Source organism: Azospirillum mesophilum, from assembly GCF_053470405.2.
The window spans coordinates 14,032-36,848 of sequence record NZ_JBPXMQ020000032.1; the positions used below are offsets into that span (position 1 = coordinate 14,032).

Sequence of the window (22,817 nt, forward strand, 5' to 3'; positions counted from 1 at the left end):
GCCACTCCATTGGATACAAGTTTATCCATCGAACCTGAATGGTTTCCTCCGGCCCGCCGGATTTGGAACACACCCGCCCGAGGCAAGAGCATGAAGGTCTCCGTCATCACGGTCTGCCGGAACGCGCAGGCGGTCATCGGCCGCACCCTGGACAGCGTCGCGCGCCAGACGCATGGGGACATCGAGCACATCGTCATCGACGGGGCGTCCACCGACGGAACGCTGGAGCTGCTGGAGCGCCACCGCGACCGTCTGGCCGTGCTGGTGTCGGAGCCGGACGGCGGCATCTACGACGCGATGAACAAGGGGCTCGCCCGGGCGACCGGCGACGTGGTCCATTTCCTCAACGCCGACGACTGGTTCTACGACGACGGCGCGGTCGCGGCGGCGGTGCGCTTCATCGAGCGCCACCCGGAGGGGGACGTCTTCTACGGCGACATCGAGGTGCGCTTCCCGGACGGGCAGACGATCATCCATGTCCCGCAGGACCCGGACAAGGCGGCGGAGACGATGGTCTGCGGCTGCCTGCCGCACCAGGGGACCTTCGCGCGCCGCGCCGTGTTCGACCGCACCGGTCCTTTCGACACCCGCTGGCGCATCCACGCCGACTACGACTGGTTCCTCAAGTCCATCGCGGACGAGGCGACGACGCTGCTCCACATGCCGGTGACCGTGGCGTCCTTCGGGCTGGGCGGCAGTTCCAGCAACCTCGCCAAGGGCCAGCCGGAAGTCTACGCCATCCAGAACGCGCTTCCGCTCTACCAGTCGGAAGCGTGGCTGCGCCGGCGCATCGAGCTGTTCCAGGAAAGCTTCCTGGCGGTCCGCATGGAGAACGCCGAGCTGAAGCGGCGCCTCAGCGAAACCGACGACGGGCCGCAGCCGGCCTGGCTGGACCTCAGCCTGCGCGACCTGGCCCGCCGGGGCCGGGACCGGCTGCGCCGGACCCTGCGCCGGGCCGGCCGGGTCCTGACGCCCGGCTGATCCCCGGCGCGGACCGCCGGTTCCGCGGGCGCTTCGTTCAGCGCCCGGCGGACAGGCCGCGCAGGGCGCCGGTCTCCAGGTTCTCCACGTACCAGCGGTAGGTGCGCTCGAACCCCTCGCGCAGCGAGGTCGGGGCGGTCCAGCCCATGGCGGCGATCCGGCCGTTGTCCATGATCTTGCGCGGCGTCCCGTTCGGCTTGGAGGTGTCGAAGCGGAAGCTGCCCCGGTAGCCGATCACGCCGGCCAGCAGTTCGGCAAGGCCGCGGATCGAAATTTCCTGGCCGGAGCCCAGGTTGACGTGCGGTTCGCCGGAATAGCTCTTGGCCAGGAAGACCAGACCGTCGGCGAGGTCCTCCACGAACAGGAACTCGCGCAGCGGGGTGCCGTCGCCCCACAGCTCGACGCTGTCGGCCCCTTCCGTCTTGGCGCGGTGGATCTTGACCATCAGGGCGGCGGCGACGTGCCCCTGCTGGACGTCGAAGTTGTCGCCGTAGCCGTAGAGGTTGGTCGGCATCGCCGAGATGAAGTCGCAGCCGTACTGGCGGCGGTAGGCCTGGCAGGTCCGGATACCCGCGATCTTGGCGACCGCGTACCATTCGTTGGTCGGCTCCAGCGGGCCGGTGAGCAGCGCGTCCTCGCGGATCGGCTGCTCGGCCATGCGCGGATAGATGCAGGAGGAGCCCAGGAAGACGAGCTTGCGCACCCCCACCTTGTAGGCGGTGTGGATGACGTTCGTCTCGATCGCCAGATTGCTGTAGATGAACTCGGCCGGGCGGCTGTTGTTGGCGTGGATGCCGCCGACGACGGCGGCGGCGAGGAACACGACGTCCGGCCGGGCTTCGGCCATCCAGTCTTCCACCTCGGCCTGCCGGCACAGATCGACGCTTTCGCGGCCCACGGTCAGGATTTCGCACCGCTCCCGCTCAAGCCGGCGGACGATGGCCGAACCGGCCATGCCGCGATGGCCGGCGACCCAGACGCGCTTGCCTTCCAGGGAGAATGGGGTATCCGTCGTCATCCGCTCTCTGCTCTCCGTATCACGGCATCCGGGTGCAAGCCCGGCGTGCCTTCCTCCCGCTTCCGCAAGACCGGAACCGGCTGCCGGCTATCCTATCGAATTAGGCGCCGGCTGTATGGTTGTGGTATGCTTCCAGCACCTCGTCAACCGGTCCGATGAGGCGGACCGTGCCGCGGTCGAGCCAGAGGGCCTTGTTGCACAGCCTTTTCAGCACCGTTTCCACATGGGAGGCAACCACCATGATGCTGGAACGGTCCACAAAACCTTCAGCGCGCCGCTGTGCCTTTTCCAGGAACTGGGCATCGCTGACGGCGATCCATTCGTCCATCAGCAGGATTTCCGGATCGACGGCGGTCGCCGCGGCGAAGGCCAGCCGCAGCGTCATGCCCGCCGAATAGGTGCGGACCGGCAGGTCGAGATAGTCGCCAAGCTCAGTGAAGGCCGCGATGTCCTCCATCTTGCGCTCGATCTCGTCGTCGTCGATGCCGAAATAGGCGGCCCGCATCCGGATGTTGTCGTAGCCGGAGGCGTCGACGTCGAGCCCGAGCCCGAGATCGAACAGGGGCGTGATCCGCCCTTCGACGCGGATCCGCCCGGCGGTCGGCTCGTACACGCCGGCCAGCACGCGCAGCAGCGTCGTCTTGCCGGCGCCGTTGCCCCCGACCAGGCCGACCCGGTCGCCATGCTCCAGCCGCAGCGAGAGGCCGTTCAGGGCCTTGACGGTGACCCGATGGTGCGCGTCGTGCTTCAGCCGGCCGCTGGTGGAGGTGCGCAGCAGCGTCTTCTTCAGGGAACGCGCGCTTCCCTGGTAGAGGACGAAATCGACCGAGACGTCGTTGAGGTGGATCGAAGCCATCTAGAGCCAGTAGGCGATGCGTTTGCGGAAGCGGGCGAAGCAGGCGAAGGTGACCGCCCAGCCGGCCACGGCGAACAGCAGGCCGGCCGCCCAGTTCTCCCAGCCGGGGACCTGGCCGAGCAGAGGCGCCCGGATGACCTCGATCAGGTGATGGAAGGGGTTGAGCACCATCAGGTAGCGCCGGTCGCCCAGCAGCTCCGGCTTCCACATGACCGGGGTCACGAAGAACAGAAGCTGGATCAGGCTGCCGATGATCGGCGGCACGTCGCGGAAGCGCGTGCAGATCATGCCCAGCAGCAGCATGATCCAGCCGGCGTTCGCCACCATCAGCAGCAGCCCCAACGGGGCCAGCAGCCCCCCGGCCCCCGGCCGGACTCCGAAGATCAGCGCCACCACGGCGAAGATGACGATGTTGTGGGCGTAGATGATCAGGTTGCGCCACAGGACGCGCAGCACATGCACCGACATCGGGATGCGCACGTTCTTGATGAGCGGTTCCAGTTCGATGAAGCTGATGCAGCCTTCGTTCAGGAAGGAGGCGACGAAGGTCCAGGTGGCCAGCCCGACGGCGAGGAAGGGCAGATAGCCTTCCAGATCCAGCCGGAACAGGGTCCCGTAGATCAGCCCCAGGCTCGCCACCATGACGGCCATGCTGAGCGTCAGCCAGAAGGGCCCGAGCACGGACCGCCGGTACCGCTTGCGGATGTCGTGCCAGCCGAGCCGGCTCCACAGCCGCCAACGCCGAACGCCCTCCACGAGGTCGTCGAGAGCCTGGGCCACGTCGCTGCGGTCGCCGGAATCATAGACGCGCGCGCTCTCCCGGCGGAGGGGCGGGCTGAGGATGTTTTCGACGGTCATCACATGTTTTTGGGGCACGCACCCCTGACGCGCAGCGCGGAAGAGCTGTGACGGTGCGACAGCGGGGCCAGGGACGGCGGCATCCAAACTCCGAAACAAGCCGGGCAGGCCGCTTCTATACCGCGATAGCGGGCGTCTTGACAGCCCCGTCCTCCCGATTTTCGCACCCGCCGCCCGGCCCGGGTCCCAAGCCCGGGTCCCAAGCCCCGGTCCCAGGCCCTGGTCCCAGGCCGGCGTTTCCAAGACAACGCTTTGGTAACCAGACTTGGGTGACAAAGAGTCGCTGCGCATCATGAGCATGTATTGACGAGGCGGGAGTGCCTGAATTCCCTGGCACGGCAACCAGTCCCATGGTGCGCCACCGTTTTGTTGACGCGACTAGCGCGAAAGACGTAGCTTCGCGCGGCCATCCAGATTGGTGCCATGCTGTCCGGAACGGATGCGGACCTGCGGTTTTGAGAAACAGGAGCGAGCGTTGAGCAAGATTGCTTTGATTACCGGTGTCACGGGACAGGACGGCGCCTATCTGGCGGAACTGCTGCTGGCGAAGGGCTACACGGTTCACGGCGTGAAGCGGCGCTCGTCGTCCTTCAACACGGAGCGTGTGGAACACCTGTACCACGACGTGCACGAAGAGGGCGTCCGCTTCCGGATGCACTACGGTGACCTGACCGACGCGACCAACCTGATCCGCATCGTCCAGGAAACCCAGCCGGACGAAATCTACAATCTGGCGGCCCAGAGCCATGTGCAGGTGAGCTTCGAGACGCCGGAATACACGGCGAACTCCGACGGGCTCGGCACGCTGCGCCTCCTGGAAGCCATCCGCATCCTGGGCATGGAAAAGAAGACGCGCTTCTATCAGGCCTCGACCTCGGAGCTGTACGGCCTGGTGCAGGAGACGCCGCAGAAGGAGACGACCCCCTTCTACCCGCGCAGCCCCTACGCGGCGGCCAAGCTGTACGCCTACTGGATCACGGTGAACTACCGCGAAGCCTACGGCATGCACGCCTCCAACGGCATCCTGTTCAACCATGAAGGCCCGACCCGCGGCGAGACCTTCGTGACCCGCAAGATCACCCGCGCGGTGGCGGCGATCCAGCTCGGCCGGCAGAAGACCCTGTATCTGGGCAACCTGGACGCCAAGCGCGACTGGGGTCACGCCCGCGACTACGTCGAAGGCATGTGGCGCATCCTGCAGCAGCCGACCGCCGACGACTACGTGCTGGCCACCGGCGAAACCCACCCGATCCGCGAGTTCGTGGAGCTGGCCTTCGGCTGCGTCGGCCGGACCATCGAATGGCGCGGCTCGGGCGTCGAGGAAACCGGCGTCGACACGGCGACCGGCGAGGTGCTGGTCGCGGTGGATCCGCGCTACTTCCGTCCGACCGAGGTCGACCTGCTGCTCGGCGACCCGTCGAAGGCGCGCGCCAAGCTGGGCTGGACGCACACCACGGCCTTCCCCGAACTGGTGCGCGAGATGGTGGCGAGCGACCTCGCCCGGCTGGAGCGGGAACAGCGGTGACGCGCTGAGGCGCGGCGGGGCCGACCATGGCCGGAACGGCACTGATTTTCGGCATCTCCGGGCAGGACGGCGCCTATCTGGCGCAGTTCCTGCTGGAGCGCGGCTACACCGTGCACGGAACGTCGCGCGATTGCGAGATGGCGACGTTCCGCAACCTGGAAATCCTGGGGGTGCGCGACCACGTGCAGGTTCATTCGGCGGCGCTGCACGATTTCCGCAGCATCATGCCGGTGATCAAGGCCGTGGGCCCCGACGAGATCTACAACCTCTCCGCCCAGTCCGCGGTGGGGTTGTCGTTCGAGCAGCCCGTGGAGACGCTCGACAGCATCCTGACCGGGACGCTGAACATCCTGGAGGCGATCCGCTTCCTGGGAATCGCGGCGCGCTTCTATCACGCCTCGTCCAGCGAGAGCTTCGGCAACACGCTGGACGGGCCTGCCAGCGAGATGACGGCGTTCCGGCCCTGCAGCCCTTATGGCGTGGCGAAGTCGGCGGCCCATTGGATGGTCGCCAACTACCGCCAGGCCTATGGCCTGTACGCGTGCTCCGGCATCCTGTTCAACCATGAATCGCCGTTGCGGCCGGCACGCTTCGTGACGCGCAAGATCATCCGCGGGGCGATCGCGGTGGCCCAGGGACGGCAGAAGACGCTGGAACTGGGCAATCTGGCGGTGGCCCGGGACTGGGGCTGGGCGCCGGAATATGTGGACGCGATGTGGCGGATGCTGCAGCAGGACCAGCCGGACGACTTCGTGATCGCGACGGGGCAGATGCACGCGCTCGAGGAGTTCGTGAATCTGGCCTTCGCGCATTTCGGGCTGGACTGGCGGGAGCATGTGGTCCAGGGGACGGCCCACCAGCGGCCCATGGACATTCACTGCAGCGTCGGAAACCCGGCCAAGGCCCAGGCCCGCCTGGGCTGGAAGGCCAAGACCCTGCTGCCGCAGATCGTCGAGCGGCTGATCAAGGCCGAACTGGCCGCAGCGACGTGAATCCTTGAGCGGGAACGCAGAAAGGAGCGCGTCTTTTCAGGGCGGATGACACGGTGCAGGACACGGTTCGGAAGTTCCTTTACTTCGTCGGGCACACGATCGACGCCGAAAGCCGTTCCGGCGTGCAGCGCGTCGTCGTCAATCTGGCGCGGGAACTCGCCCGGATCGCCGACGTCGATTTCGTGACCTGGGACGCCGGCGCCAACCAGCTCCGCTACGCCGGCCGCACCGACCTGAAGCGCCTGTTCGGGTCCGAGACCCTGCCGCCCGGCGTGAGGATCAACCGCTTCGCGCACCGTGTGCACCACCGGTTCGGCGACACGCTTCCCGCCGACGAGCCGGTCTGGCTCATCCAGCCGGAAATCGCCTATCATTTTCCGAACGGCAACGACGTGCACGCCCGCGTCGTGGCCCAGTGCCGCGAGTACGGGATCCCGGTCGCCGCCGTTTTCTACGACCTGATCCCGATCACCAACCGCGACTACGCGTCCCAGCGCGATCCCCACACCGTCTACGTCAACCGCCTGGCCCAGAGCGACCTGATCCTGCCGATCTCGCGCTACTCCGCCGGCGTCCTTCTCGACCACTACACGGAGCTTGCGGGTGCCGCGGCGGTCGCGGCGGCCTCCATGCCGTCCCGGATCGTCCCCCTGCCGCTGCCGGACCGCGACGACGGACATCCCCACCCCGCCGCAGCCCCGGCGCGCCAGCCGGACAAGCTGATCCTGTCGGTCGGCACGGTCGAGCCGCGCAAGCGGCAGGTGCAGCTCGTCCAGGCATTCAAGGCCCTGAAGGACGGCCCGTTGCGCGGCTGGAAGCTGGTCCTGGTCGGCGCCCTGCACCCGGCCGTCGCGGACAGCTTCCGGTCGCTCACCGACGGCGATCCGGCGGTCGACTACCATGGCTACCTGTCCGATGCGGAGATCGAGGAGCTTTACCGCCGCGCGGCCTTCTCGGTGTTCGCTTCCAACGACGAAGGGTTCGGCCTGCCGATCTGCGAGAGCCTGGCGCGGGGCGTTCCGGCCGTCTGCGCCAACTTCGGCTCCATGATGGAGATCGCCGAGGGGGGTGGCTGCCTCGCCGTCGACGTCAATGACCAGCTCGCCTTGACGCGGGCGCTCGAACGCATGGCCACCGATCCCGCCCTCAGGGCGCGTCTCGACGACGGGATACGGGGCCGCGCCTTCCGGACCTGGGCGGACTACGCGCGTGAACTCGTCCTGCTCACCTCCACGCGCGATCCCCGGATCGCCCGCCGGCGGGACAGGGCGGCTTTGCGGACGGCCCTGCGGGATCTCGCCGCCCGCGATCTCAGCAACACCGAACCGGCCCGCCCGCCGAGGGTGGCGGACCTGCCGCTGTCCTCGGGCACGGTGCAGATTTGCGCCATGGACGCCATGGCGCCCGCCACCGGCCTGCCAGAGCTTCCGGAGGACTGGACCCGGGTTTTCCTCTTCCGCTCGGACATGGTCGGCCCGATTCTCGGCTGGCCGCCGGACGCGGCGGCCGCCCTCCTCTCCTCCGACGCCTGCCTGGCCCCGAACGGAGCGCTCGACCAGGCGCTGATCGGGTTGGCCAGCATGGTGTCCTTCGACGGGATGCTGCCCGGGATCGTGGTCGGCCAACCGGACCGCGCCGTCCTGGAGGAACAGGGCGCGCAGGCCGTGCTCGACCTCATGCGCCGCAAGGCCCTGCGCCGGGACGTTCGCGACCGGGAGCGGATGCTGCTCGCCCTGGGATCCGCAAGCCGGCCGGCCTACGCGGCCACCCGGCAAGACCGCGGGCCGATCCTGACCATCGCGGTCTCGACCTACAACCGCTACCCGTTCGTGCGGGAGAATGTCCGCTGGCTGCTGGATCTGGCGGCCGGCCACCGGGACGAGGTGCGGTTGCTGGTCGTCGACAACGCCTCCACCGACCAGTCCTGGAACCGGCTGAGGGACGAGTTCGGAGACCGGCCGGTCGAGATCCGGCGCACCTGCGCCAACGTCGGCATGCTGGGCAACCTGCGCGTCTGCGCGGCGGCCGTGTCGACCCCTTTCGTCTGGATGATCGGCGACGACGACTTCATCACGCCCGGCGCGATCCCCGCCGTGCTCGAACGGCTGCGCGAACAGCCGGAACTGCCGTTCCTGTTCCTGAATTTCGGGGTCTACCACCGCGAGCGGTTCGGCGAGGCGGACAGCGCTCCCGGCTGCATCGCCGAGCGCGTGCTGCTGGCTCCCCAGGCGAGCCCGTCGGGACCGTGCCCGGTGCGCCGGGCGGCGGCGGAGCACGACAACCTGTTCACCGCGATCTACCCCATCGTCTTCCGCACCGACCTCGCCGCGGCCTGCTTCAACTTCCCCTTCACCGGCGCGCCCTTCAGCAATCTGGTCGAGTGCGTTCCGACCACGCGGATGATCGTCGGCACCTACGCGGAGGCCCCGGCCTACTGGATGGCCGAGACCGGCATCGTCGGCAACGCCGTCAACTCCTGGCGCCATTGGCGCGTGCGGTGGCATGGCGCGATGATGCCGGAGATCCTCGCGCTCGCCGACGAGGCGGGCGTCGACCCGGCCAAGCTGCGCCCGTGGTCCGCGCTCCACTGGGACCTCTTCCTGGAGGCCAAGGGGCTCTATCCCGACGCCCGCTTCGAAGGGGACGTCGGGCAGGACGCCCTCGACCGCGCGAAGCGCGTGTTCCGCCGTGCCGTGACCGGGTGACCGGGGCAGCCCGACCAAGAAGCCCTCGCCGCGGCGAACAGACACGAGACAATGGAGACGCTCCATGGGATTTCCTGCCGAATGGTCCGCGCCGCGGCATGGAGAGGACGCAGCGCCTCATGTGTCGTTGCATGCTCTCCCGATGTCCCTTCTGGCCGGGTCCCCGCTGGTTGATCCGTTCTATTATTCGGCCCAGGCCGGCATCCCGTTCGGCAGCGCGGACGACGCCCTCGCCCATTACCTGGCAATTGGCTGGCGGAACGGGCTGGACCCCAACCCGCTGTTCGACACCTCCTGGTACCTCGAACAGAATCCCGAGGTGGCGGCGGCCGGCCTGAATCCCATCCTGCATTTTGTGGCGCGCGGCGCCGCGGAGGGGCGCTTTCCCCACCCGCTGTTCGACACCGGGTGGTATCTGGAACGCTATCCGGACGTGGCCGGGGCGGGCAGCGACCCCCTGAGCCATTACCTGAGGATCGGCGCGCGCGAGGGACGCTCGCCCAACCCGCTGTTTCTGCCGGACTGGTACAAGGCCCACAGCCCCGACGCCGCGAACGCCCCCGTCGACCCGCTCGTCCATTACGCCCTGGTGGGCGGCGCCCAGGGCTGCGAGCCCTGCCCGCTGTTCGACGCCCCCTGGTACATGGCGGTCAACCCCGACGCCGCCGCGTCGGGCCTGACGCCGCTCGGCCATTACCTGCACGTCGGCCGCCGGCGCGGCGCCACCCCGCACCCGCTGTTCGACCCGGCCTGGTACAAGGAGTTCCATGGCGACGTTGGGGCGTCCGGCCTCGACCCGTTCGTCCATTACGTCCATTGGGGCCGCGCGGAGGGACGCGCGCCCAACGCCTTCTTCGATCCCGCCTGGTATCTGGAACGCTACCCCGACGTCGGCGAGGCCGGGGTCGATCCGCTCTGGCATTTCCGGGAGCATGGCTGGCGGGAACGCCGCGATCCGTCCCCGCGCTTCCGCACCGGCTGGTATCTCGACCTTTATCCCGACGCCGCCGCAAGCGGGGACAACCCGCTGATCCACCATCTCCGCCATGGCCGGGCGGAGGGGCGGCCGGCCTACCCCGGCGACCCCGCGGGCATGCGCGCGCTGTCCCGGGACTTCGCCCTGGCCGAGGAGGAGTTCGGCCGGTGGAGGGCGCTCGCCTTCTCGTCCGCCCGCCTGGAAGCCCGCAAGCGCACCGCCTTGCGGGCGGCACCCCGCCTGCATGTGGTCCTGGCCGCCGACGACGCGGAGGAGGCGCTGCGGCTGCCGGCGTCGCTCGCGGCCCTCGCCGACAGCAACGCCGCAGGCCGGGCGGACTGGATCGTCTTCGACCCGACGGGCGCCCTCGCGGCCGGAGGCGTGCCGGCCGGCACCACCGTCTGCACGGGGATCGAGGCGCTCGCCGCCCGGCTGGACGCCTGCGGCGATGGGGATTTGATCGGCTTCCTGCGTGCCGGCGACCGCATCGACGCGGCGGCGGTCGACGCGCTGGAACGGACGGCGGCGGACGGACCGCTCTTCATCCTCTTCGATCTGTATTATCGCCACGAAGACAGCGTGCACCCGCTGCTGCTGCCGGGCGTGGACCTGACGCACGCGCTGAACTGCGACTATTTCCGCTCGCGCTTCGCCGCCCGGCCGCGGCTGGCGGCGGCGGCGGTCCGGGCCACCGGGCAGCCGGGCGGCCACGCCGCCGCGCTGCGGATCATGACCGAGCTGACGGTGCGGCGGGACTACGCCGCCCTGGCCCACATCGCTCTGCCGCTCGTCGAGGTGCCGGACCAGACGGCGTCGATCAGCGCAGAGCGCCTGACCGCGATCGCCCCCTCAACCCCGGCGGTCTTCCTTCCCGCCGGCGTCGAACCGGCGACCGCGGCGAAGACGGGCGTGTCGATCGTCATCAGCACCAAGGACAAGGGGCGCCTGACGGACCTGCTGGTCCGCCAGATCCTCACCCTGGGCGACGTGGTCGAGGATGTGGTGATCGTGTCGAACAACACGACCAACGCCGTCGCGCGCACCAACCTCGCCCGCCTGGCGGAGCACCCCAAAGTCACGCTCATCAGGCATGACGTCCCCTACAACTTCTCCGCCCAGTCCAACCTCGGGGCGCAGAGGGCGAAGGGGGAGACCCTGCTCTTCCTCAACGACGACATCGTGCCGGTCACCGGCGACTGGCTGGAGGCGCTGCGGGCTCCGCTCGCCAACCCGGAGGTGGCGGTGGCCGGGCCGCTGCTGCTCTACCCGGACGAACGGGTCCAGCATTGCGGCATGTTCCTCGGCTATCACGGGATCGCCGGGCACACGCTGCGCTGCGCCTCCCTGCCGCACGGGGACTATCTGTTCACGGCGAGCGCGCCGCGGGAGGTGTCGGCCGTGACCGGCGCGGCGCTGCTGATCCGCCGCACCGTGTTCGAGGACCTCAACGGCTTCGACACGCAGATGGCGACCTACCTGCAGGACGTGGACCTGTGCCTGCGCGTGCGGGAGGCCGGACACCGCATCGTCTTCACGCCGCGCCCGGTGCTGCTGCACATGGAATCGGTGTCGTTCCGCGACATCATGGAGGATCCCGGATTCCGGGAGCAGCGCATCCTGGAAAACCACGGCTTCGCCGAGCGCTGGGGCGCGCGGATCACCCGCGACCGCCACCACAACGCCCGCTTCGCCCCGGATGACGAGACCCTGCGGACGCTGCGGTGACTAAAAGATAAAGGCCAAGGATAAAGGCATCGGGCGGGACGCGCCCGCCCGATGCGCAATCCCCGCCGCTCACGTTCCGGCCGGGCACAGCAGGCCCGCATCGGCGACCGGGCGCGCCGACACCGGCGACCGGGCGAAGGCGCGGGCCATCTGGGCAAGGCGCAGGCCCTGCCGGGCGTAGTCATGCGCCTCGATCCAGGCGCGGGCCGTATCCTCGACGCGCTTGGCGGTCTCGGTCCCCCGCTCGATGTGCTCCAGGGCCTCGGCGATGCCGTCGGCCATCAGCTCCGGCGTGATGCCGGGGAGGCGGAACACCGCGTCGCCCAGGTCGTCGAAGAAGGGCAGCGGCGTCACGGCGACGGGGCGGCCGACCGACAGCCCGTAGCGGACGGACCCGCTCGCGGACTCGCTCGTCTTCTGATAGGGGTTGACCACGAGGTCGGCTTCGGCCAGCAGCGGCAGGCAGACCTCGTCCGCCAGGAACTCGGTGCGGAAATCGACCTCGGCGGCGAGGCCGAGGCGGTCGATCGCCTCCCGGACCTTCTGCACCTCCTGCGCCGACACGCCGGCGGGATGCTCGGCGTTGAGCATGCGCGCGTGCACGACCGTCCCCCGCTGCTTCAGGATCCCGATGGCTTCCACAAGCTCCACCAAACCCTTGTTGGGGAGGCAGAAGCCGAAGGCCGCGATGAGCGGCGGCGTGTTGTGCGTGTGCAGCGCGGAAAGGTGAACCTTGTTCATGGCGCCGTGCGGGAAGAGGAGGACGTTGTCCACGAGCCCGAGCGCCTTGAGACGTTCCATGTCCCCCAAGGTGTGCGCCAGGATCCGGTGGCACTTCCGCAGCCCGCCGATGAAGTCCGAGAGGCGGAAGTTGTCCATCCCGTCATAGGGATCGATGGTCGAGTGCAGGTCGATGAAGACCGCCACGCCCCGGTCCGCGCAGGCCTTGATGAAGTCGTCCAGTTCGAAATGGTTGAAGAAGCCGTAGTTGAACTGAATGACGACGGCGTTGATCGACAGCGCGGACAGATCGTCCAGGACCTGGTCGAAGCCGTTCCTGACCTTCTCGACGTTCCAGTTCCGGAGGCAGTTGGGACCGTCGGGGACCAGGGACTCCTTGCGCGGCGCGAAGATGTAGACGTCCTCCGAAGGGATGGCCGCGAGCAGATGCTCGGAATAGGTGGCGATCCCGCACTTCTCGTTCCAGGTCGTGATCCACGCCATCCGGACCGGACCCGGCCCGCCGGCGGCTCCATCCCGGGCTCCATCCCGCACGGCGTCCCCCAGCGACGCCAGGCGTGCCGCCGCGTTCTTCCAGGTGAAGTGGTCGAGGAGCCGGCGGCGACCGGCGGCGGCCTTCTCCCGGCGCTCGGCCGGCGGAGTCCGATAGGCGCTCCACAGGCAATCGTCCAGCGAGCCGGCGATGGGCTCGGCCAGAACGGACATCCCCGGCGTGCCGGGGAGTTGTGCCCGGCGGTAGCGGAAATCGACGAGCCAGGCGTTCGTGCCGTCGCAGTAGTCGAGATGGCCACCCCAGGCGGTCGCGATCACCGGCAGGCCGGACAGGACGGCCTGCGCGACCGTCAGGCCGGAACCCGGCCCGCGGATGGGAGCGACGAAGACGTCGCACTGCTCGTAAAGCGCCTTCAGCTCGCCGTCGTCCAGGGCCGTGCCGATCACGACGACATCCGGATAATGCGGATTGCCGCCCCGAAGCTGGGCGAGCTGGGCCGTGATCCCGGAGGTATCCGGACCGTTGTGCACGACGATCAGGGACACATCGTCCTCGTCGCTGAACACATACCCGAACGACTCCAGCAGCAGGTCGAGGCCGGAATCCGCCGTGCCGGATGAGACGTGCAGGAAGCGAACCCCCTTGCCCGGCGCAACCATGCCCGGCGCGGTCGCCACGGCCTCCCAATGGTCGACACCCATGCCGACCACCGCCGCGGGAATGGAAAGTCCCTGGTCGAGCAGGGCTTTCAGGCTGTGCCTGGAAACGCAGGCGACGCCGCCCAGCCGTTCGTTGACGCGGCCGATCCACTCGGCCGGGAAGCCGCTCTCCGCCCAGTCATGCTCCAGCAGGAGGGCCGGCGTCTCCCGGACGTCGGGCGGCGTGGCGGGCGGCGTGGCGGGCAGCGCCGCCACCACAGTCACGTCGGCGGCGAAGGGCGCCTCCTCCGGCACGACGACTCCGCCGAGCTGCTCCACGGCGCGCAGCATTTCGATCCGGGCAAGCGAACGGCCGTCCTGCCCGTCCGCGGCAGTGCCGAAACGCCACGTCAACGCGGACAGGAAGGCAAGGCTGTCCGGCCCCGAACCGTTCTGGTCCGCCGCGCCGGGACGCCGCTGGGCCAATTCGCGCCGCGCCATATCGAGCAAGGCGCGTGCCCGTGCCAGGGCATTCCGGGTTGGTTCCAGCGCCTGGCGGCTCTCGCGAAGCTCGGCGTGCGCGGTCGCGCGGTCGACCTGCGCCGCGTCCCGCTCCTGGCACGCCCGCGCAAGCTCCTGCTGCGCCTGTGCCAGGGCATCCCGGTTCTCCTGAAGCCCCGCCTGGGCGGCCGTGCGTTCGGCCTGCGCCGCGTCCCGTTCCTGGCACGCCTGCGCAAGCTCCCGCTGCATCCGGGTCAGAGCACCTTGCGCCTGCGCCAGGGCATCCCGGCTTTCCTGGAGCGCCCGGTGCGTGGCCGCATGTTCGGCCTGTGCCGCGTCGCGTTCCTGCCGCGCCTGCGCGAGATCCCGTTGCGCCTGGGTCAGCGCGGCCTGTCCCTCCTGAAGCGCGCGCTGCGCGGTTGCCCGCTCGGCCTGCGCGGCCTCGCGTTCCTGCAAGAGGTCCCGCTGCACCTGGGTGAGCACATTGCGGCTTTCCTGAAGCGCGCCTTGCATGGTTGCGCGTTCGGCCTGCGCCGCATCCCGTTCCTGGCGCGCCTGCGCGAGATCCCGCCGCGCTTGGGCGAGGGCTTCCTGACTCTCCTGGAGCGTGCTCCGGTTCTTGCGCAGGTCGGCCTGTGCGGTGTCCCGCTCCCCGCGCGTCTCCGCGAGATCCCGCCGCGCCTGGGCAAGGGCTTCCTGGCTCTCCTGGAGCGGGCCTTGCGCGGCCTCAAGAGCAGTCTGTGCGGTGTCCCGTTCCTGGCGCGTCTCCGCGAGATCCCGTTGCGCCTGGGCGAGGGCTTCCTGGCTCTCCTGGAGTGCGCTCCGGCTCTTGCGCAGGTCGGCTTGCGCGGTGTCCCGCTCCCCGCGCGTCTCCGCGAGATCCCGTTGCGCCTGGGTGAAGGCTTCCCGGCTCTCCTGGAGCGGGCCTTGCGCGGCCTCAAGAGCAGTCTGTGCGGTGTCCCGTTCCTGGTGCGCCTGCGCGAGATCCCGTTGCGCCTGGGCGAGGGCTTCCTGGCTCTCCTGGAGTGCGCTCCGGCTCTTGCGCAGGTCGGCCTGCGCGGTGTCCCGCTCCCCGCGCGTCTCCGCGAGATCCCGTTGCGCCTGGGCGAGGGCTTCCTGACTTTCCTGGAGCGTGCCTTGCGCGGCCTCAAGGGCGGCCTGTGCCTCGTCCCGTTTCTGCCGCGCCTCTCCAAGCACATGGTGCACGTGGTTCAGCGCGGCCTGCGCACCATCGAGGCTGCCGCGCAGTTCCGTCTCGGTTTCCTTGAACCGGGCTCGTTCCTCAAGGAAGCGATTCTCCGCCTCCAAGGCCCGAGCGGCAGCCTCCGTCCGTACCTGTTCCAGCTCGCCCTTGTACCGCTGCACGATGGCGCCGGCCGTCCAGTTGTTCTCGCACGTCTGGACTTCATCAAAAAGACACACCCCATACCGGAAGTATTCCTTCAACTCCGGATGGGCCTTCGACACGTAGTAACGGTTCAGGGCGTCAAAATAGACAAAAGAATACCCCTTCGACAGAATGAGGTTTTCCCAATCCCGGTAATTTTCGGACCGCGTTACAGGATCGATGGCCTCGATCACGACGACCCAGGGGCGGCGCCTGGACTTCACCCAACTTTTGAGAACGGCGGCCTCGGCACCTTCGACATCGATCTTCAGCCAATGGATCTCGTCGGTCGCAGCCCGCCCCAGGACATGATCCAGGGTGACCGAGGGAACATCATGGACAACGAAGTTGTGTCCCTGGCGGCGCCGCTCCTCGGCAATGTCGGCCTTAACCGTGGACATGCCCGGATTGTCCACGATTTCGTAATAGGTCAGGCTTTCGGAGTGATCCAGGACCGCAGCCTGCAGAACGAGTTCATCGGGACGCTCGCGGCGTATCACGTCCGCGTATCGCGGGTTCGGTTCAACATGTATGCCGCGCCAGCCCTGCTCATAAAAGGCTTTGCTCACGGAATCATAGTTGGGGTCCCACGCTCCTATGTCGATGTATGTGCCCTTACCGACGTGTTTCAGGGCACGCCACAGCAGGGCATCTTCAAAATTCTGGGCATAGGAGACGAAAACCATGGTTCCTCTTGCATCCGAAACGCGATCCGCCCCACCCAGACGTTCAAGCAGCGGCAAATCCATCAGCCTCACGGACGGGGGCGTGAAGCGCAACCCCATGAAGTACACGCGGCGGCTGTTCCATTTTGACCATAACGCGTCACCTGCTTTCCAGGCGTGATTTTTTGCATTGAGCCGAGGCCGACACCCGCATCGCCGACGACGGCAAATCACAGGCTGGGCGTCTCTCAACGAACAATCCCGCGGCAACCTGTCGCATTCTGGATCCGATGAGCCGCGCCCGCCCAAGCCGCGCAAGAGCCTGCCCCCCCGCGAAGGCGCGCCCAGCGAATGCCTGTCTGGCCGAATGGCCGTCTGGGCGTCACAGGAGCCGATCCTTGACCCATGGCGCCATTGATCCCCTCGTCAGCCTCCCCGCCGTGGCCGCCTGATCCAACCGGCCAGACGCGCCGGAGACCAGGTGAGCGCCCCAATTCCTGCACCACGGCTTGGGACACGATCCAGGCAGAGTAGATATCGCACCCGATACATTTACGGAAAGTGGATGTTTCGCGCCCAAAACTCGCCCCTTGCCAGCATGATTGTGTCGGCGTAACCCTCTCCCGCGCCATCGCCGCCCTGAAACACAGGCTGGGATAATTCTGCGCGGTCACGACAAGCGGCCTTTTGTTTCTATTTACGTTATTTTATAGATAAATTCATACGATCGTGCACTCGAACACGCCGACGCCGCGGAGGTACTGAGAATGGACGCCCTGGGAAACAGCGAAAACAAAAATCACAAAATCCTGCGGGGCGCCTTCGTAAACACGGCCGAAGAGAAGTGCAGCATTTATGAAAGCGGTCGTATGGTCTACGACTGCATCAAGGATTCGCCTCTCTATACATTGGATTATTTCCCCATCGACAAGATCGATGTCGCGGCCCTGGCGTCGGAGGGGGTCGTCAAGCCACTCGACGGCAGGCCTGACGGCGAGCCGACGGGCTATGACTTCTGGGTCTTCAACTGGCATTTCATCACGATGGCCTCCCGCATCGACCTCGAAAGCATTGGAAGGCTGCCGGGCACCAAATTTTCCATTCTCCTTGAGGTCGAGCCCGGAAATCCGCTCCGCCACGTGGCCATCGACGTGTTCGACGGCTACATCGCGCTCGATCCGTCCACGCCCGCAACGGGCAAGATCGTCCCGTTCCCCCGTCCGCTGCCGGGCGCGCCGCTCCGCCCCACGGACACGGATGGCGTTCCGGTCATCAGCTCCTTCGGCTTCGGCACCCCCGGCAAGGGCTTTCCCCTTCTGGTCGAGCTGGTCAACCGGGAGTTCGACGAGGCGGTCGTGCGTGTGAACATCCCGCCGGGGACGTACACGTCCTCCTTCGACGGGATCCACGGGACGGCCTATCCGCAGTATCTCGCCGACCTCTGCCGGAGGATCGCCAAGCCCGGCATCGACGTCCGCTTCAGCTACGACTTCATGTCGCCGGACGAGCTGCTCGAATGGTGCACCGAAAGCGACCTGAACTGCTTCCTGTACACACGCCGCCAGGCCGGGCTGTCGGCGACCACGGACCAGGCCATCCTGTCCGGCCGGCCGTTGCTGACCGGAACCAACGACACCTTCCGGCACATCCACAAATACATCCCTCCCTATCCGGTGATGAGCCTGCGCCAGGCGCTGGAGACGAGCACGCCGGCCGTCCACCGCCTGCAGCAGGATTGGTCCTACGCGTCGTTCACGCGGACGTTCGAGCGCATGCTCGCCACCTTCGGCGTCGCCGCGTTGGCCGGGGAGGAGCAGAGCACGGCGCTGCAGCAGTCGGTCCGCCCGATCCCGATCCTCGTCCTGTCCTTCGAGCGCGCGAGCGGGGAGTCCATCCTCTTCCACGAGACCCGGCTCGTCGATTGCCTGGAACGCTCGGGCATCTATGACGTCCGCCTGGTCCGCCTGGACGGGCTGGCCGAATTCGCGGCGCAGGACACCGGCTACAGGCCGGCCGCCGTGGTCGTGACGGGTTTCCGGGGGGATTCCGGCGCCCTGGCCCGGGCACTGCCCTTCGTCACCGGACCAAAAATTATCCTGCGCGACGAGAGCCTGGGGGACGGCCCGGCCACCCGGGAGGAGGAGAACGTCTTCGTCCTGCCGCGCCGCCCGATCATCCCCTATTTCACGATCGGCGCGGCGAAGCGGCCCGGACCGCCGCGCATCTGGCTGATCGGGTTCGCGGCGCCGGATTCGAACCTCGACGAGGTCCTGGAGAGGATCGGCCGCGACGTCGGCGAGGCCGAGGTGTTCGTCGAGGCTCCCGAGGCGGCCCGGGCGGGGCTGGAAGCCCGCCTCGCCGCGCTCGGGATGCATGACGGGCCGGCGCGCGCCGTGGCCGTCTCGGTCCGCTCCCTGCCCGGTGACGCCAGCGGTATCATCGAGGAGCTGGCGGCGGACTCGCTGGCCGTCTTCTACCACGACCAGGGCCGGGCCGAGGAGCTTGAGAGCCTGGCCTGCCTCGCCTTGACGACGGAGCGGCCGGTCGTCTTCACGCACGCCTCCCCGTTCCCGCAGTTCCTCGGCAAAGGCACCTGCGTCGAGGACGTCTCGTTCGCCGACGTCCTGGCAATGGGCGTCGCCGCCCATATCTCGCTGTACGCCGACTTCGGCGAATGGCAAACCTTCGCCGGGATCGACCGGATCCTGAGTCAGAAGATCAAGGTTTGGCCGGCTATGGGCATTCTGGACAGTCTCCCCGCGCTGGAGGGGGACACCTTCGTCGACGGGGCCTACCGCGCCGTCCTCGGCCGCATCCCCGATCCGGCGGGGCTGGCCCATCATCTGGCCCTGCTGGACGGCGGCATGCCGAAGGCCGATCTGGTGGGCAACCTGTTCCTCTCCCCGGAAGGGATGGCCCGACAGGCGGCGGTTCATGGACCGATCGCCGGCCTCGACACGCTTGCGGCCCTGGACGGGGACGCCTTCGTCGACGGGGCCTACCGCGCCGTCCTCGGCCGCGCGCCCGATCCGGCGGGGCTGGCCCATCACCTGGCCCTGCTGAACGGCGGCATGTCGAAGGCCGGGCTGGTGGGCAGCCTGTTCCTCTCCCCGGAAGGGCTGGCCCGCCATCTGCAGGACCATGGGACGGCCGCGGGCACGACGGGCGAGCTTCCGTCGCTTTCCGGAAGCGCCTTCGTCGACCGGGCCTACCGCGCCGTCCTCGGCCGCGCGCCCGATCCGGACGGTTATGCCTATCATGTGGCCCGACTGAAGGAAGGCCGCTCGAAGGCCGAGATGATCGGCATCCTGTTCCTGTCCGAGGAAGGGCTGGCGCGCCAGGCCGCCGTCCACGGGCCGATGGCCGGCCTTGGCGAGCTTCCGACCCTGGAGGGGGCGACCTTCGTCCATCGGGCCTATTGGGGCGTCCTCGGCCGCATGTCCGATCCGGAAGGCTTCGCCCATCACCTGGCCCTGCTGGACGGCGGCATGTCAAAGTTCGAACTGGTGGGCAACCTGTTCCTCTCCTCGGAGGGACTGGCCCGCCAGACGGTCCCCGACGTCCGGCCTCCCGGAGCGGACGTCCTGCTGGCGCTGCGGGACGCCCATGTCCCCCCCGTGGCCGCCCCCGTGGCCGCTCCCGTGACCGACCTCGCGCCGGAAGCCCCGCCGGCCGAGCCCCCGGCCGAGGCGGCTCCCACGCCGGAAGCCCCAGCCCCAGCCCCGGCCGACACGGCACCGCCGCCTCCGCCCGCTCTGCCGATCGTGCTGAAGGACACGGAAAGCCGCCGCAGCATCTTCGTCCTGGTCGAGGCCTCGGACTCGCCGCAGGTCGCGCTGTCCGACTTCGTCCTCGGCCTGGGGCAGGAGCTGCTCGATCAGGGGGAAATCCTCCGCTTCGTCCGCTGGAGCCCCGAGTTCAAGAAGTTCGTGCTCCTGCGTCGGGACGAGCTGAGCCGGCTGTCCTGGGCGCCCCATGACCTGCGCCACCTGGAACTCCACTCCGTCCGCGACGAGCCGCCGGTCCTCCTGGACGCGCCCTTCACCCGGGGACGCGACTGGCTGCTCGTTCCGGGCACGGTGCGGGTGACGCCCAGCGTCTCCTACCTGTTCGAAACCGACCTGATCATCGAGGCGCGGCGGCTTCGGCTCGGGACGGCCTTCCTGTTCCACGATGCCGATCCCCTGCGGCGGCCGTCCAGCGCCGGCGAAGAGGCGGCGGCGTTCGAGCTGTACATGCAGGCCCTTCTTCTGGCCGATGTCGTCGTGCCCGCATCGACCATGGCCGAAAACGACCTGATCGGCTTCCTCACGCAGCACCAGTGCGCCGACCGGGTGCCGCTGATCCGGCGCATCCCGTTCGCCGGGGAAGGCCCATCCCAGGCGCGGTCCGCCGGGCCGGGCGCCGTCCGGCGCCTGCGCGGCCTGCTGAGCGAGGCGTCCGACAGCGCCAGGCGCCTGACGTCGCTCTATCTCTGCCTGGACCCCAGGACGCCGAGCCGCGCGGACTCCCTGTTCGCCCAGCGTCTGGCCCACGCCTTCGCGGCGCGGGGGATCGGCGTCGTTCCCGCCATCTGGGACGGTGAGGGGGACGGCGAGGCCGGACGGCTGGTCCCCGCCGCCGCGGCCGACCTCGCCCGCCTTGAGCTGGCGGGCGGAGCGGGCGTCTGGTCGGAATGGATCGACCCGCAGGGGGCCGGGGCACCGGGCTGGGTGGTCGTCCCCGGGGGCACGCGCGGAACGAAGCCCGAGGGGCTCTCCGCCTTCGCGAAGGCCAATGGGCTGCGGACCGCCGCGATCCTGACCGACGCCGGGGCCACCTCCCAGAATGCCGGCCAGGACGCCGGGCCCTATTTCGAGCGGATCGCCGGCTTCGACAAGGTGCTCTGCGCGTCGAACGAGGCTTTCGACGCCTTCCACCGCTTCCTGCTGTCCTGGCGCGGCAAGCTCTTCTGCGCCGAGGACCGCTTCAAGCCGCTGGCCTCGGCGAACGAGATCCCGGAACGGCTGCGGCCCGGCGCCCCCAGGCGATCCCCCCGCGGGGCGTTCCGGATCCACGCGGTGGTGGAGCCGGGACACGCCGCCCACCTCAGCCCGCTGGCCACGGCGGTGGCCGAGGCGGCGCGGCAGGCTCCCGGCGGCATCGCGCTCACCGTGTCCGGCCCGGCGCCGGATGCGGCGCTCGCCGAGGCGCTGAAGGGCCACGCCGGCTTCGAACTGCGCTTCGACCATGATCACGACGGGGCCGCCGGGCGCTGCCGGGAGGACGCGGACATCGTCATCTCGCTCAGCGACGACGGGGTGCGGGCTCCGGCGGTGGCCGACAGCCTGTGGCAGGGCATTCCCTGCCTCGTCCTGGGCGTCGGCGCCCGCGCGGCCGATCACACACCGGGCCTCGTGTTCGCCGACCTCCGGGACAAGGCGGCGCTCAGGATGGAACTCCTGAAGCTCCTGGACCAGGACTGGAGGGGTTGCCTGGCCCACGAGGCGCTCGCCCTGCCGGTGCGCACCTGGAACGCGTATGCGCAGGACATCGCCGGCGAACTGGCCACCGACCGGCTGGTGGAAACCCTGTGCGTGCCGGAAAGGCGGATGCGGCGCGACATCTACGCGGCGTTGCCGAACCTGCGGCGGCGGCCCAAACTGTCCATCTGCATCAGCACCTACAAGCGCGCCGGCTGGGTGGCGCTGAACCTGCAGAACATCTTCGCGCAGATCGGCACCCCGCGGTCCGACCTGGAGGTGCTGGTGGTCGACAACACCTCGCCCGACAACACGCCGGAAGTGGTGAAGCCGTACCTGGACCGCCCGGACTTCACCTATGTCCGCAACCCGAAGAACGTGGGCATGCTCGGCAACCTCGCCGTCACCGCGCAGCGGGCGCGGGGCGAGTACATCTGGATCCTCGGCGACGACGACCTCACCCGCGCCGGCACGATCGACCGGATCTTCCGGATCCTGGACGAGCGTCCCGGCATCGGCCTCATCTACATGAACTACGGCTACAGCTCCGAGGCCAACCCGGGCTCCATCACCGATCTCCAGGGTTTCCTCGACGGGTACAACACGCTCGAACCGCCCGGCCCGGACGAGGTCGCCCCGGTCAAGCGGCTGGCGGCCAAGTGCGAGAACTTCTTCACGGCGATCTACTCGCACGTCTACCGGCGGGACCATGGGCTGCGGTCCTACTGCCAGGACACCAGCGGCCGCACCTTCGCGACCATGGTCTCCTGCGTCCCGACGGCCTACTACGTCCTGCATTACATGGCGGACGAGCCGGCCTACTGGATCGGCGAGCCGTCGCTCGTCGTCAACTCGAACGTCTCCTGGGCCGACTACGGCGCGATGCTGGAGTTGGAGCATCTCCCGAACTGCTGGGATCTGGCGGAGCGGGCGGGCTGCGACCCGGCGGAGGTGGATCGCCGGCGCGCCAACCGCCTGTGGCTCGTGGAGATGATGTGGCGCGAGCTGTTCGAGAACGACCGCGTCGGGAACAGCGCCTACGTCTCCCCAGCGCGGCTGCTCATCCGCCTGAAGCACCTGGGCGAGCTCGACAAGTACATTCCCAACTTCCGGGCCATCTACGACCGCGCGCGCCAGGGCGGCCATCCCGCCGCCCTGTTGCCGACGGAGGTCCTGTTCAGCGCCTTCGGGGGCTGATGCCGCGCGGGGGGGGACGGGCACGCCGTTGTGGGTCTTGTCTGGCAACTTGATTTTGTAGCAGAGTTTTCTTTAGAGCGAACTTCCGTTCGCTCTA

Annotated in this window: 10 protein-coding genes; 6 read left to right on the plus strand and 4 right to left on the minus strand. The window is 68.6% G+C overall.

Annotation, left to right across the window (positions count from 1 at the left end; all coding sequences use genetic code 11):
- Positions 1-90: 90 nt before the first annotated feature.
- Complete coding sequence (locus ACSVC7_RS24300) at positions 91-981, plus strand: glycosyltransferase family 2 protein (RefSeq protein WP_448207522.1); 891 nt, start codon at positions 91-93, stop codon at positions 979-981.
- Positions 982-1,018: 37 nt separating this feature from the next.
- Here ACSVC7_RS24300 and ACSVC7_RS24305 read toward each other — a convergent pair whose 3' ends face one another.
- From ACSVC7_RS24305 to ACSVC7_RS24315, 3 genes are all read right to left on the minus strand, one after another.
- Positions 1,019-1,999, minus strand: coding sequence for a GDP-L-fucose synthase family protein (locus ACSVC7_RS24305; RefSeq protein WP_448207521.1), 981 nt, complete (start codon positions 1,997-1,999; stop codon positions 1,019-1,021).
- 100 nt (positions 2,000-2,099) lie between these two features.
- Entirely contained in the window at positions 2,100-2,855 is a 756-nt protein-coding gene (locus ACSVC7_RS24310) for an ABC transporter ATP-binding protein (RefSeq protein WP_448207520.1), read from the minus strand.
- The gene (locus ACSVC7_RS24315; RefSeq protein WP_448207519.1) at positions 2,856-3,713 is read right to left on the minus strand and encodes an ABC transporter permease; all 858 of its coding nucleotides are present in this window, start codon (positions 3,711-3,713) and stop codon (positions 2,856-2,858) included.
- A gap of 475 nt (positions 3,714-4,188) precedes the next feature.
- On the opposite strand from ACSVC7_RS24315, the gene gmd reads away from it, so the two are divergent.
- The 4 genes from gmd to ACSVC7_RS24335 all read left to right on the plus strand — a co-directional run bounded on the left by gmd (position 4,189) and on the right by ACSVC7_RS24335 (position 11,636).
- Positions 4,189-5,238, plus strand: coding sequence for a GDP-mannose 4,6-dehydratase (gene gmd, locus ACSVC7_RS24320; RefSeq protein WP_448207518.1), 1,050 nt, complete (start codon positions 4,189-4,191; stop codon positions 5,236-5,238).
- A 26-nt stretch (positions 5,239-5,264) separates the two neighbouring features.
- Positions 5,265-6,230 carry a GDP-mannose 4,6-dehydratase gene (locus tag ACSVC7_RS24325; protein ID WP_448207517.1) on the plus strand — a complete coding sequence of 322 codons (966 nt, stop codon included), beginning with the start codon at positions 5,265-5,267 and terminating at the stop codon, positions 6,228-6,230.
- A gap of 53 nt (positions 6,231-6,283) precedes the next feature.
- The gene (locus ACSVC7_RS24330) at positions 6,284-8,935 is read left to right on the plus strand and encodes a glycosyltransferase (protein ID WP_448207516.1); all 2,652 of its coding nucleotides are present in this window, start codon (positions 6,284-6,286) and stop codon (positions 8,933-8,935) included.
- Between the two features lie 142 nt (positions 8,936-9,077).
- Entirely contained in the window at positions 9,078-11,636 is a 2,559-nt protein-coding gene (locus ACSVC7_RS24335) for a glycosyltransferase (RefSeq protein WP_483508759.1), read from the plus strand.
- 69 nt (positions 11,637-11,705) lie between these two features.
- Here the strand turns inward: ACSVC7_RS24335 and ACSVC7_RS24340 are convergent, their stop codons facing one another.
- Complete coding sequence (locus tag ACSVC7_RS24340; protein WP_448207514.1) at positions 11,706-16,145, minus strand: FkbM family methyltransferase; 4,440 nt, start codon at positions 16,143-16,145, stop codon at positions 11,706-11,708.
- Between the two features lie 785 nt (positions 16,146-16,930).
- On the opposite strand from ACSVC7_RS24340, the gene ACSVC7_RS24345 reads away from it, so the two are divergent.
- A complete protein-coding gene (locus ACSVC7_RS24345) occupies positions 16,931-22,720 on the plus strand; it encodes a DUF4214 domain-containing protein (RefSeq protein WP_448207513.1) in 5,790 nt (1,929 codons plus the stop codon).
- Positions 22,721-22,817: the final 97 nt, after the last annotated feature.